We start from the raw sequence: 17,594 nt of genomic DNA, 5'->3' as shown, positions 1-17,594 counted from the left end.
GAGTCGGAGGAAGAATGGAGATTGCACGCTGCGCCTGGGTCAACGCCGATCCGCTGTACCGGGCCTACCATGACGAGGAGTGGGGGCGGCCGGTCAGAGGCGACCGGGAGCTGTTCGAGCTGCTGATGCTGGAAGGCATGCAGGCGGGGCTGAGCTGGTACACCATCCTGAAGAAGCGGGAGAACTACCGCGAGGCATTCGACGGCTTCGATCCGGAGAAGATCGTCCTCTACGACGACGCCAAATTCCTGGAGCTGATGAATAATCCCGGCATCGTCCGCAACCGGCTCAAGATCGCCGCGGTTATCGCCAACGCCGGGGTCTATCTGGAACTGAAGAAGCGGGGCATTTCGTTCTCGGAGTATCTCTGGAGCTTCGCGGGCGGAGAGCCGAGAGTGAATCTTCCGAAGTCGGCCGCCGATGTGCCGGCAAGCACGCCGGAATCCGATACCATGAGCAAGGCGCTCAAGAAGCTGGGCATGAAATTCGTCGGTTCCACGATCTGTTATGCGTTCATGCAGGCGTCCGGGATGGTGAACGATCATACGAGGGACTGTGCGTTCAGCGGTTTGGCGCCGGACGGGCAAACGATGGTATAATGACGGAGGCCGCTTGCAGCCGGAAATGGGACTGGCTTTTGCACAAATTTAACAGGCATTATCATTTGGGAGGCTAACGAATCATGCTGTGGCAGGAATTGACCATACATACAACCGAAGAAGCGCAGGAGATGATCTCCAACTTTCTCGTGGAAGCCGGAGCGGGAGGGGTATCGATCGAGGAGTCGGGAACGCTCTCCAAGGTCCGCGACACGCGGTACGGCGAGCTGTACGATGAGCCGCTGAACGACATTCCCGAAGGCGAGGCCGTCATCAAGGGCTACTTTGCCCTGGAAGCGGATATGAATGCGGCTGTGGCCGAGATCGGCCCGCGCATTCTGGAACTGCGGGACTACGGCATAGAGCCGGGCAGAGCGGAGCTCTCCTGGAAGACCGTGGACGAAGAGGAGTGGAGCCATGCCTGGAAGGCGTACTTCAAGCCGCTGCGGGTGAGCGAGACGCTGACGATTCAGCCGGTGTGGGAAGAGTACGAGCCTCTAAGCCCAGACGAGAAAATCATCCGCATCGACCCCGGCATGGCCTTCGGAACCGGAACCCATCCGACGACCGCGCTCTGTCTGCGCGCGCTGGAGAAGGTGATCGCCGGCGGCGAAGAAGTCATCGACGTCGGCACCGGCTCCGGCATTCTGGCCGTCGGCGCGAAGCTGCTCGGCGCCCGTTCGGTGCTGGCGCTGGACCTGGACCCGGTCGCTGTGTTGAGCGCAGCCGACAATGTCCGGCTGAACGGCTTGGAATCCGGTATCACCGTCAAAGAGAGCGATCTGCTGTCGCTGCTCGGCGGCGAAGGCGCTTCGGACACGGCCGCCGGGGCCATGTGGCCAACGGCCAGAGGCTCGGCTTCGGATGAAGCGGAGCCCGCCGGAGGGGCGGAAGACCTTGGCGTAACCCTGCCCGTGAATATTGTGGTTGCGAATATTCTGGCTGAGATTCTCGTGCTCTTCACGGACGATGTCTACCGCGCCCTTCAGCCGGGCGGCATCTACATTACTTCGGGCATCTATAAAGACAAAGAGCGTCTGGTGGCGGATGCCCTGGAGAAGTCGGGCTTCGACATTCTGGAAGTCGCGAAGGAAGAAGACTGGGTGGCGATTACGGCCGGAAAGAGGTAAATATGGATTTTCTGCAACGAATTATAGCAATGCCGCTGGAACAGCTTCCGTTTTTTCTGGTTACCATTATGATTGCGTTCACGGTGCATGAGTTCGCGCATGCGTACTTCGCCAATAAATTCGGCGATCCGACGGCCCGGCTGCTCGGCCGGCTGACGCTGAATCCGGCATCGCACATTGATTTCTTCGGCGTACTCCTGATTGTCATCGCGGGATTCGGCTGGGCCCGGCCGATCCCGGTCAACCGGGCCAACTTCGACCGTCCCCGGCTGATGGGCATCATCGTATCGGTAGCCGGTCCGGTAAGCAATCTGTTGCTCGCGATTGTGGGAGCTGCCGTCTATATGGCGCTGATTGCAGCGGGTGTAGTGGACGCCAATTCCAATGTGCAGCTGCTGCGGGCGTTCGATACGTTCTTCTCCATTTTCGTCTATATGAATCTGTTCCTGTTCTTCTTCAACCTGATTCCGCTGCCGCCGCTGGACGGCTACCGGGTCGTTGAGGATCTGGCGACCGGGCAGGTTCGAGGCAAGCTGCAGCAGTTCGAGCAGTGGTCGATTTTCATTTTTCTGCTGATTGTATTCATTCCGGCGCTCTCCCGAGCGGTCATTCTGCCGCTTCAGATCTGGGCGTTCGATATCCGGGAAGAGCTGTTCACCTTCTTTGGCCGACTGTTCGGCCTATAGCTTAATCTTGTCCCTGATTCCACAATCAGGGCGTCAAATTCATGCAGGAACAGGATGTTGATAGACATGCAGCGATATTTTGTATCCCCCGGACAATTCGGAGAGACGGAGGCCACCCTGACGGGCGACGATGCCCGGCATATCGCCAGAGTCATGCGCGGCAAGGCGGGCGACAAGCTCATTGTCAGCGACGGCCGGTCCCGGGAGGCGCTGGCTGCCGTTGAGGAGATCGGCCCGGACTTTGTCCGCGTAACTCTGCTGGAAGAACTCCCGCAGACGCAGGAGGCGAGGCTGCGGATTACGGTGGCCCAGAGTCTGCCGAAAGGCGACAAGATGGAGACCGTCATCCAGAAGGGCACCGAGATCGGCGCCGCCGCGTTCGTGCCGTTTCTGTCGGAGAGAACCATTGTGCAGTACGATGAGCGCAAGGAGGGCAAACGGCTGGACCGCTGGCGCAAAATTGCCAAGGAAGCTGCCGAGCAGGCGCACCGGAACCGCGTTCCGGAAGTGAATGCTCCCTTAAGCTGGAAGGAGCTGCTTCGGACGTTTGACCGTTACGGCGCCGTCTACCTGTGCTATGAGAAAGAACAGGGACACCAGCTTCGTTCGGCTGTGGCTCCCTGGCTGCGGGGCCTTGAGCCTTCCGCCGAAGCTTCGGCGCTGCTGATTGTCGGGCCGGAGGGCGGCTTTAGCGAAGAAGAATGCCGGGAGGCCGAAGCGGCGGGAGCCGTCTGCGTCGGCCTGGGCCGGCGCATTCTGCGCTGCGAGACGGCGGGCATGGTCGCCGCCGCCTGTATGTTATATGAATCCGGAGAAATGGGGGAAGCTTGAGAATGCCATCCGTCGCGTTTTACACATTAGGCTGCAAGGTGAACTTCTACGATACGGAGGCCATTTGGCAGTTGTTCAGCAATGCCGGATACGAACAGGTCGACTTTGAAGGGACAGCCGATGTGTATCTGATCAATACCTGTACGGTGACCAACACCGGCGACAAGAAGAGCCGGCAGATGATCCGCCGGGCCGTGCGCCGCAATCCGGACGCTATCGTCGCGGTAACGGGCTGCTACGCCCAGACTTCCCCGGGAGAGATTCTGGACATTCCGGGGGTCGATCTGGTTATCGGCAACCAGGACCGCGCGCAGATTCTGACGCATATCGACGCCATCCGCCGCTCCCGCGAGCCGGTGAACGCCGTCCGCAACATCATGAAGACGCGGGAGTTCGAGGAGATGGATGTGCCGGGCTTTGCCGACCGGACCCGAGCCTTCCTGAAGATTCAGGACGGCTGCAACAACTTCTGCACCTTCTGCATCATTCCGTGGTCGCGCGGGCTGTCGCGCAGCCGGGACCCGAAATCGATTGTGGCGCAGGCGCACAAGCTGGTGGAAGCCGGGTACAAGGAATTCGTTCTGACCGGTATCCATACGGGAGGCTACGGCGACGATCTCGACAACTACCGGCTGGCGGACCTGCTGTGGGAGCTGGATAAGGTAGACGGACTGGAGCGCGTTCGCATTAGCTCGATTGAAGCAAGCCAGATTGACGACAAGCTGCTCGATGTGCTGAACCGCTCGTCCAAGATGTGCCGCCATCTGCATATCCCGCTTCAGGCCGGACACAACGAAGTGCTGAAGCGGATGCGCCGCAAGTATACCACCGAGGAATACTTCGGCAAAATGGAACGGATTCGCCAGGCGATGCCGGATGTCGGCATCACCACCGACGTCATTGTCGGCTTCCCGGGGGAGACCGACGAGATGTTCCGGGCCGGTTATGACTTCATGAAGGCCGTGAACTATTCCGAAATGCACGTGTTCCCGTATTCCAAACGGACGGGCACACCGGCGGCGCGGATGGAAGACCAGGTCGATGAAGAGATCAAGAATGCCCGCGTTCAGCAGCTGATCGACCTGTCCGAAGAGATGCAGCTGGCGTATGCCCGGCGCTTTGTCGGCCGGACGCTCGATGTCATTCCCGAGCGCTCCGCCAAGGATGCGCCTGCGCGGTCCGTGCAGCACGGCTTCTCGGACAATTACCTTCAAGTGTTCTTTGAAGGAGGCGACGAGCTGCAGGGACGGATGTGCCAGGTGCGGATTACCGAAGCCGGGGTGAACGAGTGCCGCGGCGAACTCGTTGAATCCTCTGCGCCGGAGGCTGCGAAAGCGGCAGCGGAGCTGGTGCGCTAGACTTGCCGGAACGGACGAACGAGACCCCGTCGTATCTTTCGCTATGGATAGAACGCGTATAGAACGCGATTCGAATACCAAGCTTGCAAGACGGTTCTTCCATGAAGGAGAACCGTCTTTTTGCATGGCCCGTACAGGACCTTCGTCTGATGGAAGAAGGAGCCGCCGCCTCGGCTCGGACGCGCCGGGTTAAAGACTTCCGGCCATGCTGCCGATAAGGGAATAGAGACAGATTGCGGAGTGTGCCCATTCAAACCTTGAAGGAGAGAACAATGAGAGTGAATCGAAGATGGAATTTATGGCTTCTGGTACTTGTACTGTTCGCCGCTGCGGCATTCCCGGCGGGGGCTTATGCGGCAGCGGGGGATGTAACCTCGATTGAACTGGACAGCGGCGCCAAGCTGGATTTGACGGTCGGACAGTCGCCGAAGCAGCTGAAAGTGCTGGCAGCCGTGGAAGGAAGCACAGTCAAGAAGGACGTGACCGCAGGGGCGGTCTGGACCTCTTCCAATTCCGCCGCGGTTGCAGTATCGGGCGGCGTGGTCACGGCAGTCGGAGCAGGCAGCGCTTTGGTCAAAGCGACCTACGGCAGTTCGGTAGCTACGGTTGAAGTCTCTGCCTCCTATCCGTACAAGAACTTGAAGATCGAGAACGGAGCGGCCGCCTACAAGCTCGGCGACAGCGCGGAATCTCTGAAGCTTCAGGCCACGGCAGCAGGCGGCGCTACGGAGAATGGGACCGTCGATGTAACGAAGGATGCCGATTGGAGCAGTTCCAATTCCTCGGTCCTGGCGGTTGCGGACGGGCAGCTGACGCTGGCCGGCGAAGGAACGGCAACGGTAACGGCCAAATACAAGGGGCTGTCCGCTACTTTCAAAGCAACGGTCAAGCTGCCGTATGCCTCGCTTGCCTTGGTCCGGGATGGCGAACCGACCGAAGAGCTGGAGCTGCTGGTCGGCGACGACCCGGTTCAGCTTGAAGCCGAGGCAGGCAGCTCAGGCGAAGAAATCGAGCCGGTCTGGTCAAGCTCCAACGCTGCCGTCGTCACCGTAGAGAAGGGCTTGATCACCGCCGTTGCTCCGGGCAAGGCGACGGTAACCGCCCGGTATCTGGGCGTGGCCGGTTCCGTGGACATCTATGTGCGCGCTCCTTACGAGGCGCTGCTGCTGAAGCCTGCGGGCAACTCCTCCCTGTTCATCGGAGAGTCGATGAAGATCAAGAGCGAAGTCCGGGACTCGGCCAACTCGACGCTGAACGTATCGGGCGACGCGGTCTGGACCTCCGACAATCAGCTCGCCGTCACGCTCGCCAAAGACAGCGACGGAGTGAAGCTGACGGCCAGAGCCGCCGGCGTATCGAACATTAAGGCCGAGTACAAGGGACTGACCCGGACTTTCCGGGTGACGGTCTATCCGACGCTGAGCGGACTGGAAGCGGAGAAGAACGAACTGGCGCTCTATACGTCAGGCTCAGCTGCGCTGCCGAAGATATCCGGCATCAAGCTGGACGGCGACAAAATCGACATGAGCGGCGAGATGGTCTGGACGTCCGCAGATGAGGACGTAGCGGAGATTGCAGGCGGCAAGATCGTGGCGGGCGAACCCGGCAAGACCGTTCTGACCGGGCGGCTGGAGAGCGAACGATTCGGTTCCTCGGCTTCTCCGGTGCGTTCCAAGGCGCTGGAGCTGACCGTGACCGTCAAGAACAAGACGCTGGTACTGATCGGACCGGACAGTCCGATCAGCGTCGTCATCGGCGAGACGGTTCCGCTTCCCGGCATAACGGCCGTACTGGACGACGGGAATGAACGGGATGTTACAGACGAGATCGTCTGGAGTCTGAACGGCGTCAGCGCCGTCATCAAGACCGTGGACACCGGCAAGGTCATCAAAGGGCTGACGAAAGGCAATGCCGTGCTCAAAGGCGTGTACGGGGACAAGACGATCAGCATTCCGGTGACAGCCGAACCGAAGATCGTCAAGCTGGAACTGGAATCCGGCAGTCTCGAACTGAATCTCAAAACATCGAAGACTCTTAAAGTAACCGGCTACTATACGAACGGCAAGACGGTCAACCTGTCCTCGGGCATGAACTGGACCTCTTCCAATACCTCTGTGGCGACGGTCAAGGGAATGAGCGTCAAGGCGGCAGCGGAAGGCTCCGCGACGCTCACCGGCTCCTATCAGGGGCTTCCGGCCACCGTCAAGATCTCGGTCGTGCCGAAGCTCAAGAAGCTGTCCGCAAGCGACACGAAGCTGAAGCTTCCGGTCGGGGCCTCGTATTCACTGGAGGTGACGGCCGAATACGATACGGGCAAGACCGTTTCGGTTGCCCCGCTGACGGGCTGGAGCAGCTCGAAGCCGTCTGTGGCGGCGGTATCGGACAAAGGCGTCGTAACGGCGGTATCGAAGGGCACCGCCGTTCTGAAGGGCAAATTCGGCGGCAAGACGGTGACGGTCAGCGTTACGGTTAAGTAGATCAGGCCGGAGCAGGGAGAGGCTTGCAGGCGCGGGCAGCGGCGAGTAATCGCCGCTGCCCGTATTGGTGTTGGGGGCGTCCCCGGAAGCCACTCCCGGAAGCCGCACAGCTTCCGAAAGCTTAAGCTCAATGCGGCAGCGGCCCGTCGGGATTCCGCTCTCCGCGCGACCAGACCGGCAGGTAACACAGCGGCAGCGCCAGCAGCGAGCAGGCGACGTTGAAGATCGTCTGGGCGTGGGCGAGCTGGGCGGCGGGGCCCCCGCCCAAGAGGGCGGACGCCCGCTCGAGGGCGCCGGTCAGCGGCAGAAAGAGCAGCGCCCCGCCGGCGTTCAGCGCCACATGCGCCCAGGCGACGAACGCGCCCGAGCGGGTGCCGCCGATGGCGGCGATCACCGCCGTCAGGCAGGTGCCGACGTTGGCGCCGAGCACAAGCGCGATCCCGAGCGCGGGCGGCAGGCCTCCGCCAGCGGCGACGCCCATCGCCATGCCGATGACGGCCGCGCTGCTGTGCAGGAGCGCCGTCAGGCAGGCTCCGGCGGCGAAGCCCCAGAGCACGCCGCCCGCCGCTCTCTCCAGCAGCAGGTCCAGCAGACCGCTGGACTTCAGTTCGGGGGCGATGGACTGCATCACGGCGATTCCCCACACCACGAGCGCGAACCCGCCCGCCGCCAGGGCGATGAACTGCAGCGGCTCGCCGCTCCGCCGGGCCATCGCCGCCGCCCGGCCCGGACGGAACGGCGAGATCTCCGCAGCCGTCACCCCGGCGGCCCACAGCGCGGCCGAGCAGGCGAGCAGCGGTCCGGCGTACCGGCTGATCTGCAGGCCGATCAGCTCCGTCGTGAGGCAGGTGCCGATGTTGCTCCCCAGCACGATGCCGAGCGTCCGGCCGTAGGTCAGCAGCCCGGCATTGACCATGCCGATTGCCAGCACCGTGACGGCCGTGCTGCTCTGGAGCAGCGCCGTCAGCAGGGCGCTGACGGCCATGCCGGTCAGCGGCGTGGCCGTGGCGCGGCGCAGCGCGGCTTCAAGCAGCGGGCCGCTCAGCCGGGAGAGCGCCGTCTCCATCAGCTTCATGCCGGCCAGAAAGATGACAAGCCCGTACAGCACCGGAAAGAGCAGAGCGGATAGCATGGAAGGCCAGACTCCTTTGCAGACATAATAGGGGAAGGGGTCCCGCTTGACAGGCCTGCGGGGTTGTACCAATATATGAAGACAGCCGATAAGGCATGACGAGAAGAGGAGTTGGCAGGATTGGCATCCATTCTATTGCAGCGCAGCCGGAAGAAACGGCTCGAAGAGGGGCATCCGTGGGTCTATGCGAGCGAGGTCGCTTCCCTGGAAGGAGAGGCGGAGGCCGGCAGTCTGGTCGAGGTCCGCAACCATCAGGGACGCTATCTGGCGACCGGCTATTACAACCCCGCTTCCCAGATCCGGGTGCGGATCGTATCCCATACGCCGCTTGAGGCCATGGACACCGCGTTCTTCGAGAGCCGGTTCCGCCGGGCGCTGGCGCACCGGGAGCGGTTTCTGCCGGGAGAGGACGCGTACCGGCTCGTGTACGGCGAAGCCGACTTTTTGCCGGGATTGATTGTAGACCGCTTCGGAAGCGTTCTTGTCGTTCAGATCCTGACGCTCGGCATGGACAAGGTGCGGGGAGAGATTGTGGAGGCGCTGGTTCGGACGGTCGGGCCGCAGGGCATCTATGAGCGCAGCGACGTTTCCGTGCGGGAGCTGGAAGGGCTGGAACAGAAGACCGGCCTGCTGTACGGCGAGTGTCCGCGCCATGTGACCGTAACCGAGAACGGGCTCAAGCTCATAATCGACATCGTGGAGGGCCAGAAGACCGGCTACTTCTTCGACCAGCGCGAGAACCGCTCGGCGATTGCGCCGCTGATGAAGGGCTGGGGAGCCCGGAGCGGAATCGAGCTGGCGGAAGTGGAAGGCGAAGACGGCGAGGCCCGGCGCGTTCCCGTCAACAAGAGCGGCAAGGAAGTCACGTTCCCGTACTGGGACGGAGCGACGGTGCTGGAATGCTTCAGCCATACCGGCAGCTTCACGCTGAACGCCTGCAAGCACGGCGCGAAGAAGGTGACCTGCCTGGACGTATCCGCCCATGCCATCGAGAGCGCCAAGGTCAACGTGGAGCTGAACGGATTCTCGGACCGCGTGGAGTTTGTGGTGGACGATGCCTTCCAGTACCTGCGCAATCAGGTAAAAGGGCTCGAAGAACGCGCCGAGCGCGCTTCTTCCACAGTCGATACCTCCAAGCCGATGACGGCCGGAGGCGGACGGACCTGGGACGTGGTCATTCTTGACCCGCCGGCCTTTGCCAAGACGAAGAGCGCGGTCAAGGGCGCCTGCCGCGGCTACAAAGACATCAACCTGCACGGCATGAAGCTGGTCAACGAAGGCGGCTACCTGGTGACGGCGAGCTGCTCGTACCATATGCGCCCGGAGCTGTTCCTTGCGACCATCGCCGAAGCGGCCGAGGATGCGGGCAAGACGCTCCGCCTGATTGAATGGCGGGCCGCAGGCAAGGATCATCCGCAGATTCTCGGTGTGGACGAAGGACACTACCTGAAGTTCGCCATCTTTGAAGTTACCAGCAAGACGCAGCATTGACGGACCGGGCCGAACCCGGCCGGATGAGTTGCGACCGGCAGTATCTCAGCCCCGGCTCTGGCCGGGGCTTTTTTTTGCGCGGAGGCCCGAGAAGATTTTCTATTTATAGGAACCCGCAAACGTTTGTTCCGGTTAACGGCCATATGGTATAATACAGGGACGATTTCATAGAATGCGAGAGAGCGGAAGGAGCCGGAGAATATGGCGGTTACATTTCTTGTCGGACGGGCCGGGAGCGGCAAGACGACGGCGATACGGGAGGCCATCTGCGCGGCGCTGAAGGAGGACCCGCTGGGCGCGCCGATCCTCCAGCTCGTGCCCGAGCAGGCCTCGTTCGGTGCGGAGCAGGGCCTCCTTGCGGCCTGCGGAGCGGGGGGAAGTCTGCGCGCGCATACGCTGAGCTTCCCGAGACTGGCCTACCGGGTCAAGCAGGAGCTGGGAGGCAGCGGAGCGGTGCCGATTACTTCCGAAGGGAAGAAGATGCTGATCTACAAAATCCTCGGCCGCCGCAAGAATGAGCTGAAGCTGTTCGGGGCGTCGGCGGACCGGCCGGGCTTCGTCGAGCGGCTGAGCGCGCTGCATGCCGAGCTGAAGCAGTGCTGCCTCCGGTCGGCCGATCTGGACGAGCTGCTGCCCCGCCTGCTGGAGAGCGCCGGAGACAGTCCGATACTGGCCGGCAAGCTGGCCGATCTCGGCATCGTGCTCGCCGATCTGGAGAAGGAAATGGAGAATCTGTATACCGACGACGAGGACCGGCTGGAAGAGCTGGCCGCCCAGATTCCCGCTTCGGGGCTGATTCGCGGAGCGGATATTTATCTGGACAGCTTCCGCGGCTTCACGGTTATGGAGTATACGGTGATCCGCCAGCTGATGCGGCATGCCCGGAATGTTACGGTGGCCCTCACGCTGGATCAGCCGTACCGCGGCGGAGCCAAGCCGCATGAGCTGGATCTGTTTCACCCCACCGCCGCCGCCTACGTCAAGCTCCGGGGAATGGCCGAGGAGCTTGGGGCCGACATCCGGGACCGTCTTCTGGATGAGGCTCCCCGGTTCGCCGCTTCGCCGGTGCTCCTGCACCTGGAGCGGGGCTTCGACCGCCGCCGGGTGTACCGGGGGGAACAGCCCGCCGGCGAATCGCTGACGATTCATGCTGCGGCCGGACGGCGGGCCGAGCTGGAAGGCGCGCTGCGCGAGATGATCCGGCTGGCGAGGGAGGAAGGCGCCGCCTTCTCCGAGATGGCCGTGCTTGTCCGCAATCTCGAAGATTACGGCGATCTGGCTCCCGCCCTGTTCCGGGATTACGGCGTCCCGTTCTTCATGGACCGCAAGGAGAGCGAGCTGCACCATCCGCTGGTGGAATTCATCCGGGGCGCGATGGATGTCGTCCGCCGGAACTGGAAGTACGAGGATGTGTTCCGCTGCATCAAGACCGATCTGCTGCTGCCGCCGGACGGAAGCCTGGGCCGCGCCGATATGGACGCGCTGGAGAACTATGTGCTCGCCTGCGGCATCCACGGCTACCGCTGGACGGACAAGAAGGAATGGCGGGAGCTTCCGAGCCTGTCGCTGGAGAGCGCTCCGGTGAGGGACGTCGCCCTCGGAGACCTGATGGAGCGCTGCCGGAGCGCTGTGACGGGACCGCTGGAGCCGTTGGACAGAGCCGTCTCCCGGAAGACGACGGCTTCGGACCTGTGCCGGGCCGTCTACCAGCTTCTCGAAGATGCCGAAGTAGCGCGCAAGCTGGATGCGATGAGCGCCCGCGCGCTGGAGCTCGGACAGCCGGAGGCGGCACGCGAGCACCGGCAGATCTGGGGAGCGGTCATGGACCTGCTGGATCAGATCGACGAGATGATGGGCCCGGAGAAGATGGATGTTGAACTGTTCGCCGGCATTCTGGAGACCGGCTTGGCCGAGCTTCGCATGGGGCTGGTGCCGCCTTCCCTCGACCAGGTGCTGGTCGGTTCCATGGACCGGACGCGGCTGGAAGGGATCAAATACGCCTTTCTGCTCGGCTTCAATGAGGGCGTGGTACCCGCGCTGTTCGAGGAAGACGGACTGCTGTCGGACAACGAACGGAATCTTCTGGAAGGGACCGGCGTGGAGCTGGGGCCGGTCACTTCGCGCCAAGTTCTGGACGAGCGCTTCCTGGTCTACAGCGCTCTGACGGTTGCTTCCGAGCGGCTGTGGATCAGCTATACCACCCTCGACAACGAAGGCAAGACCATGCTGCCGTCGGAGATCATCCGCCATCTTCGGCGGATGTATCCGGAACTCGGAGAGCATCTTCTGCCCGGCGTGCCGTCTTCTGCGCCGCCGGAGGAGCAGGCCGGATTCATCGCCGAGCCGGGCCAGACGCTTCGGATGCTGATTCTTCAGCTTCGGGAATGGAAGCAGGGAAGAGAACTGCCGGAAGTCTGGTGGGACGCCTACAACTGGTTCGCGGCGGAGGAAGCGTGGCAGCCCCGCCTGCAGGTGCTGGCGGGATCGCTCTTCTACCGCAACCGCGGTGTGCGGCTGCGGAGCGGCACCAGCCTGCGCCTGTACGGCGGGCGCACCCTGCGGGGCAGCGTGTCGCGGATGGAGCAGTTCGCCGCCTGCCCGTTCTCGCATTTTGCCTCCCACGGCCTGAGGCTGAAAGAACGGCAGATGTACAAGCTGAAGGCGCCGGACATCGGACAGCTGTTCCATGCGGCGCTGAGCGAAATGGCGAAAGAGCTGCGCGACCGGGGTCTGGGATGGGCCAGCCTGTCGCCGGATGAGTGCCTGCGCAGGGCGGGAGACACCGTAGACCGGCTCTCTCCGATGCTGCAGGGCCAAATCCTGCTCAGCACCAAACGCTACGGCTACATTACGCGGAAGCTGAAGTCGATCGTCGGCCGGGCTTCGGTCATTCTCGGCGAACACGCCCGCCGGGGCAGCTTTGAGCCGGCTTTTCTGGAGCTGGATTTCGGCCCGGGCAAGCCGCTGCCGCCGCTGCGCGTTCCGCTGCCGAACGGCTGTGTGCTGGAGGTGGCGGGCCGGATCGACCGCGTCGATACCGCCGAAGGGGAGCAGGGAATTCTGCTGCGGGTCATTGATTACAAGTCCAGCCAGAAAGACCTCAGGCTGCATGAAGTGTACTACGGGCTGGCCCTGCAGATGCTGACCTATCTGGACGTGCTCCTGACCCATGCCGAGGAATGGCTGGGAGAACCGGCTTATCCGGCGGGAACACTGTACTTTCATGTCCATGATCCGCTGCTGACGTCGGCGAACGGCATGAGCCGGGAGGAAGCGGGGCGCGAGCTGCTGAAGCGCTTCAAGATGAAGGGCCTGCTGGTGGCCGACCGCGAGATCGTCTCGCTGATGGACAGCAGCTTCGACAAGGGCCACTCCAGCGTCATTCCGGCCGCCGTCAAGAGCGACGGCACCTTCTACAGCAGCTCGTCGGTCGCTTCCCCCGATCAGTGGGACCGGCTGCTGAAGAAGGTCCGGGGTACGATGACCGAGATCGGCACACGCATTACGGACGGCGATGTAGCCATCACTCCGTACAAGATCGGGCAGGAGACCGCCTGCACGTTCTGCGCCTACCGTCCGGTCTGCCAGTTCGACGAAGCGGTGGAAGGCAACGGATACAACCGGCTGGGCAAGCCGGACAAGACCGAAATGTGGGAGATGCTGAGAGGAGAGGACGACAAGTGACCGGAGAAGAACGGACAGGACTTCCGCCCAAGCCGGAGGGCAGCTACTGGAGCGACGACCAGTGGCGCGCCATCAGTGAGAGCGGAGACGATATTCTGGTCGCAGCCGCGGCCGGGTCCGGCAAGACGGCGGTGCTGGTTGAGCGGATTATCCGCAGAATCAGCGATCCCGAGGCCGGCTTCAGCGTCGATCGGCTGCTCGTCGCCACCTTCACCAAGGCAGCCGCCTCGGAGATGCGCCAGCGCATCCGCGAAGCGCTGGAGCGCGAGCTGGATGCAGCGCCGGAGAACGAGCATCTGCGGCGGCAGCTGGCGCTGCTGGGAAGAGCGTCGATTACGACGCTCCATTCTTTCTGCCTTGAGGTCATCCGCCGGTATTATCAGATGATCCCCCTCGACCCCGGCTTCCGGATTCTCAGCGAGCACGAAGCCGAGCTGATGCGCCAGGAGCTGCTGGAGGAGCTGTTCGAGGACAAATACGGCGAGAGCGGCGAAGACGGACTCTTCGTGCGCATGGCGGACTGGTTCAGCGGAGAGCGCAGCGACGACGCCGTGCTGGCGCTGGTCCAGCGTCTGCGCGATTTCGCCCGCAGCCACCCGTGGCCGGACGAATGGCTGCGCGAGACCGCCGCCGCCTTCGAGGCGGAGAGCGAAGAGCAGCTGGGCGAGACGCTCTGGGTGCGCAGCCTGCTGGATGAAGCGGCGCTGACACTTGAAGGCGCCGAGAGCAGGCTCCGCCGCGGCCTTGAACTCTGCCGCGAGCCCGAGGGCCCCGCTCCCTATGCCGAGAATCTGGAGGCTGACCTGGACATTGTCTGCGGCCTGCTGGATGCCGTGCGCTCCGGCCGCTGGGAAGAGCTGCACGGCCGCTTCCGGTCGGCGGCGTTCGGGAAGCTGAAGCCGTGCCGGAAGGATGCGGCCGATCCCGGATTGCAGGAGAAGGTCAAGACGCTCCGCGATGAAGCCAAGAAGGCGCTGGCCGATCTTCAGGGATCGCTGTTCGGCCGTCCGCCGGGCGATTTCCTGCGGGAAATGCGCGAAGCGGCTCCGATCATGCGGGAGCTGGCCGAGACGGTCATCGAATTCGAATCCCGCTTCCGGGCGGCCAAGGCTGCGCGCGGATTGGTCGACTTCAGCGATCTGGAGCATTACTGCCTGAAGATACTGCGCCACCCCGATTCCCGCCCCGGAGACCCGCAGCCTTCGGATGCAGCGCTGGAATACCGGCAACGGTTCGATGAAGTGCTGCTGGACGAGTATCAGGATACGAACAGCGTCCAGGAGGAGATTGTGCGGCTGATTGCCCGCGAGACGCCGGGCAACCGGTTCATGGTCGGAGACATGAAGCAGAGCATCTACCGGTTCCGGCTGGCGGAGCCGGGCCTGTTCCTCGATAAATACCGGAGCTACTCCAGCGGAGTTCGTACAGAAGCGGATGCGGAAGGCGGCGCGGGCGGAATCGTCATTGACCTGTCCCGCAACTTCCGCAGCCGGCCGGAGGTCGTGAACGCGGCCAACGGCATCTTCCGGCGGATCATGCGCGAGAAAGTGGCCGAGATTGATTACGACGATCGGGCCGAGCTCGTGTACGGCGCAAGCTTCCCGGGAGCGGATGCGCGCACGGCGGAGACGGCGTTCGCGCCGGAGCTGCTGCTGATCGACCGCGGCTCATCCGCGCGAAGCGTCCCCGCCGCCGAGGAAGAAGGAGCGGAGAACGCCGAGAGCGAACTGGCCGAGAGCGAGACGGCGCAGCTGGAAGCGCGCGCCATCGCCCGCCGGATTGCCGGAATCGTCGGCGCTTCGGGCGCCGCTCCGATGCAGATTTACGACAAGGCGATGAAGGGAATGCGCCCGGCCGTCTACGGAGACATCGTTATTCTGCTGCGCTCGGCAAGCGTCTGGGCGCCGCTGATGATGGAAGAGCTGCGGCAGGCCGGCATACCGGCCTACGGAGACAGCAGCGCCGGGTATTTTCAGGCGACTGAGGTCGAAGTGATGCTCTCGTTGCTCAAGACGATCGACAATCCGCAGCAGGATATTCCGCTGGCCGGTACGCTGCGCTCGCCGATCGTGGGCTTGACCGAGGAAGAGCTGGCGCTGGTCCGGCTTCAGGCCAGAGGCAGCTTCTACGAAGCGATGCTGGCCGCGGCCGGGACTGACGGCGCATGGAGTCCGGGGGCGGGTCTGGCCGCGGTGCCGGCCGGCGATGCGCAGCGTGTCTCCGGTCCTTATGCGGCTCCGCTGTCCGAGAGCGCGGCAGAGACCGCCGCAAGCAGCGAAGCGGGAAGCGGGACGGCCGGTAAGCCGTCTCTCCAAGAGGAGAACCCGGCGTTCTCCTCCCCGGCAGAGGAGGAGCCGCCGGCTCCGGTGCCGGACGAACTGCGGCGCAAGCTCCTGTGGTTCCTGAACCGGCTCGCTTCCTGGAGGGACGAGGCGCGCCAGGGCTCGCTGAGCGGGCTGATCTTTCGGATCTACGGCGAGAGCGGTTATCTGGAATGGGTCGGCGGACTGCCCGGCGGCGTCCAGCGCCAGAGCAACCTCAAGACGCTGTATGACCGGGCGGTGCAGTTCGAGCGGGACACGGCTTCGCGCGGACTGTTCCGGTTCCTCGTGTTCATCGAGCGCCTGCGTGACAACGGCCGCGACCTGGGCGCTGCGGGCGGCAGCGCGGAGGAAGGCGAAGGCGTGCGCATTATGACCATCCACAAGAGCAAGGGGCTGGAGTTTCCCGTTGTTTTTCTGGCCGGCATGTCCAAAATGTTCAACCGTCAGGACCTCCACGCCTCCTTCCTCATGCACAAAGAGCTCGGCTTCGGTCCGAGATTCATGGAGCGGGAGACCCGCGTCGCCTATCCGACGCTGCCTTACCTGGCAATCTCCCGCCGTTCCAGAATGGAACTGCTGGCGGAAGAGATGCGGGTGCTGTACGTCGGCCTGACGCGTCCCCGCGACAAAATGATTCTGGTCGGCACGCTCCGCGATCTCGCCTCTTCGGCGGGGAGCTGGCTGGCGGCCGCCGGAGGCGGGTCCGTCGCCGATCATGTGCTGGCCCGGGCGCGCAGCTACATGGACTGGCTCGGACCGGCACTCATTACCCATCCGGGCGCAGCGATTCTTCGCAAAATCGCCGGAGGCGAAGCCGTCGCCCTGACGGACGACGGCGCCGGCTGGAGCGTCGGCATTCTGCCCGCCGCGGAACTTGCGGCCGGCTTTGCGCCGCCCGCCCGCGGCGAGGACGCCGCCGAGCGGGAGGCCGTTCTGGAAGCGCTGAGCCAGGGCCGGCCGATTCCGGCCTACGGCAGCAGAAGCGGAAGCGCAGAAGCAGCCTCGCGGCTGGGCTGGGTATATCCGTACAAGGAAGCATCCGCTCTTCCGGCGAAGACGTCCGTGACAGAGCTGAAATCGCTCCTGACGCTCCAGAACGAACCTTCTTACGACCTGCTCGGGGAAGACGGCGTCACAGAGGGCGACGGCAGCGGATTCACGCCGCCCGGCGCAGGTGCGGGCGCGGAGGAACCGGCGCGCGCAGGAACCTCTACGCCCGATCAGCTGCATCTCCGGCGGCCGAAGTTCATGGAAGCGCGCGGAATATCACCGGCAGAGCGGGGTACGGCGTACCATACGGTCATGCAGCATATGCCGCTGGACGGACCGGCCGACAGCGCAGCCGTCGAGGCGGTGCTGGAGTATCTGCAGGAGAGCGGGATTCTGACCAAAGAGCAGCGGTCGTCGGTAGAACCCGGCGATATCGCCGGGTTCTGCGGCTCTCCGATCGGGGAGCGGCTGCGGGCTGCCGAGTGGAAGCGGCGGGAGCTGCCGTTCAGCTACACGGTTCCGGCTTCCGAGGCGTACCGGAACGCAGGGGCGCTCGGCCGGGCTGCCGAAGAGCTGGAACGCTCCGGCGCGAAGGTCCGAGGCCGTGTGCTGATCCAGGGGGTCATCGACTGTCTCTTCCGGGAGAACGGCCGGCTGATTCTGCTGGACTACAAGACGGACGCCGTACTGCCGCACAAGGGTGGAATCGACGCCCTGCGGGAGAAATACCGGGTCCAGCTAACCCTGTACGCGAAGGCGCTGGGCGATATTCTCGGAGAGGAGATCGCCGAATCCTGGCTCTATTTCTTTGACAACGGCGAGGCGGTCCGGCTCTAGAGCCGGGCCTTGCGCCGCTTACTATACGCCCGGGCGGGCGGGAATGAGGAATGTT

Annotated in this window: 10 protein-coding genes; 9 read left to right on the top strand and 1 reads right to left on the bottom strand. The window is 63.4% G+C overall.

All coding sequences use genetic code 11. The features are described 5' to 3' along the window. The first annotated feature begins 14 nt into the window (after positions 1-14). The 6 genes from F4V43_RS04065 (at position 15) to F4V43_RS04040 (ending at position 7,081) form a co-directional block, all read left to right on the top strand. The gene (locus tag F4V43_RS04065; protein WP_191089467.1) at positions 15-599 is read left to right on the top strand and encodes a DNA-3-methyladenine glycosylase I; all 585 of its coding nucleotides are present in this window, start codon (positions 15-17) and stop codon (positions 597-599) included. Positions 600-682: 83 nt separating this feature from the next. Continuing rightward, the gene (gene prmA, locus F4V43_RS04060; RefSeq protein WP_150456955.1) at positions 683-1,729 is read left to right on the top strand and encodes a 50S ribosomal protein L11 methyltransferase; all 1,047 of its coding nucleotides are present in this window, start codon (positions 683-685) and stop codon (positions 1,727-1,729) included. 2 nt (positions 1,730-1,731) lie between these two features. Continuing rightward, a complete protein-coding gene (locus tag F4V43_RS04055) occupies positions 1,732-2,415 on the top strand; it encodes a site-2 protease family protein (protein WP_150456954.1) in 684 nt (227 codons plus the stop codon). A 66-nt stretch (positions 2,416-2,481) separates the two neighbouring features. Beyond that, positions 2,482-3,246 carry a 16S rRNA (uracil(1498)-N(3))-methyltransferase gene (locus tag F4V43_RS04050; RefSeq protein ID WP_150456953.1) on the top strand — a complete coding sequence of 255 codons (765 nt, stop codon included), beginning with the start codon at positions 2,482-2,484 and terminating at the stop codon, positions 3,244-3,246. Between the two features lie 2 nt (positions 3,247-3,248). Next, positions 3,249-4,604, top strand: coding sequence for a tRNA (N(6)-L-threonylcarbamoyladenosine(37)-C(2))-methylthiotransferase MtaB (gene mtaB, locus F4V43_RS04045; RefSeq protein ID WP_150456952.1), 1,356 nt, complete (start codon positions 3,249-3,251; stop codon positions 4,602-4,604). Positions 4,605-4,876: 272 nt separating this feature from the next. Beyond that, positions 4,877-7,081 carry an Ig domain-containing protein gene (locus F4V43_RS04040; RefSeq protein ID WP_150456951.1) on the top strand — a complete coding sequence of 735 codons (2,205 nt, stop codon included), beginning with the start codon at positions 4,877-4,879 and terminating at the stop codon, positions 7,079-7,081. Between the two features lie 127 nt (positions 7,082-7,208). On the opposite strand, the gene F4V43_RS04035 is transcribed toward F4V43_RS04040, so the two are convergent. Continuing rightward, entirely contained in the window at positions 7,209-8,213 is a 1,005-nt protein-coding gene (locus tag F4V43_RS04035; RefSeq protein ID WP_150456950.1) for a Na/Pi cotransporter family protein, read from the bottom strand. Positions 8,214-8,333: 120 nt separating this feature from the next. Here F4V43_RS04035 and F4V43_RS04030 point away from each other — a divergent pair, with 120 nt between their 5' ends. From F4V43_RS04030 to addA, 3 genes are all read left to right on the top strand, one after another. Next, positions 8,334-9,704 carry a class I SAM-dependent rRNA methyltransferase gene (locus F4V43_RS04030; RefSeq protein ID WP_150456949.1) on the top strand — a complete coding sequence of 457 codons (1,371 nt, stop codon included), beginning with the start codon at positions 8,334-8,336 and terminating at the stop codon, positions 9,702-9,704. A 201-nt stretch (positions 9,705-9,905) separates the two neighbouring features. After that, positions 9,906-13,388, top strand: coding sequence for a helicase-exonuclease AddAB subunit AddB (gene addB / locus F4V43_RS04025; RefSeq protein WP_150456948.1), 3,483 nt, complete (start codon positions 9,906-9,908; stop codon positions 13,386-13,388). Next, complete coding sequence (gene addA, locus F4V43_RS04020) at positions 13,385-17,539, top strand: helicase-exonuclease AddAB subunit AddA (protein WP_150456947.1); 4,155 nt, start codon at positions 13,385-13,387, stop codon at positions 17,537-17,539. The genes addB and addA overlap by 4 nt, the downstream gene beginning before the upstream one ends. Positions 17,540-17,594: the final 55 nt, after the last annotated feature.

The sequence above is a fragment of the Paenibacillus spiritus genome (genome assembly GCF_008710135.1).
GTDB classification, from domain to species: domain Bacteria; phylum Bacillota; class Bacilli; order Paenibacillales; family Paenibacillaceae; genus Paenibacillus_AQ; species Paenibacillus_AQ glufosinatiresistens.
This window is presented reverse-complemented; position numbering and strand designations above follow the sequence as displayed.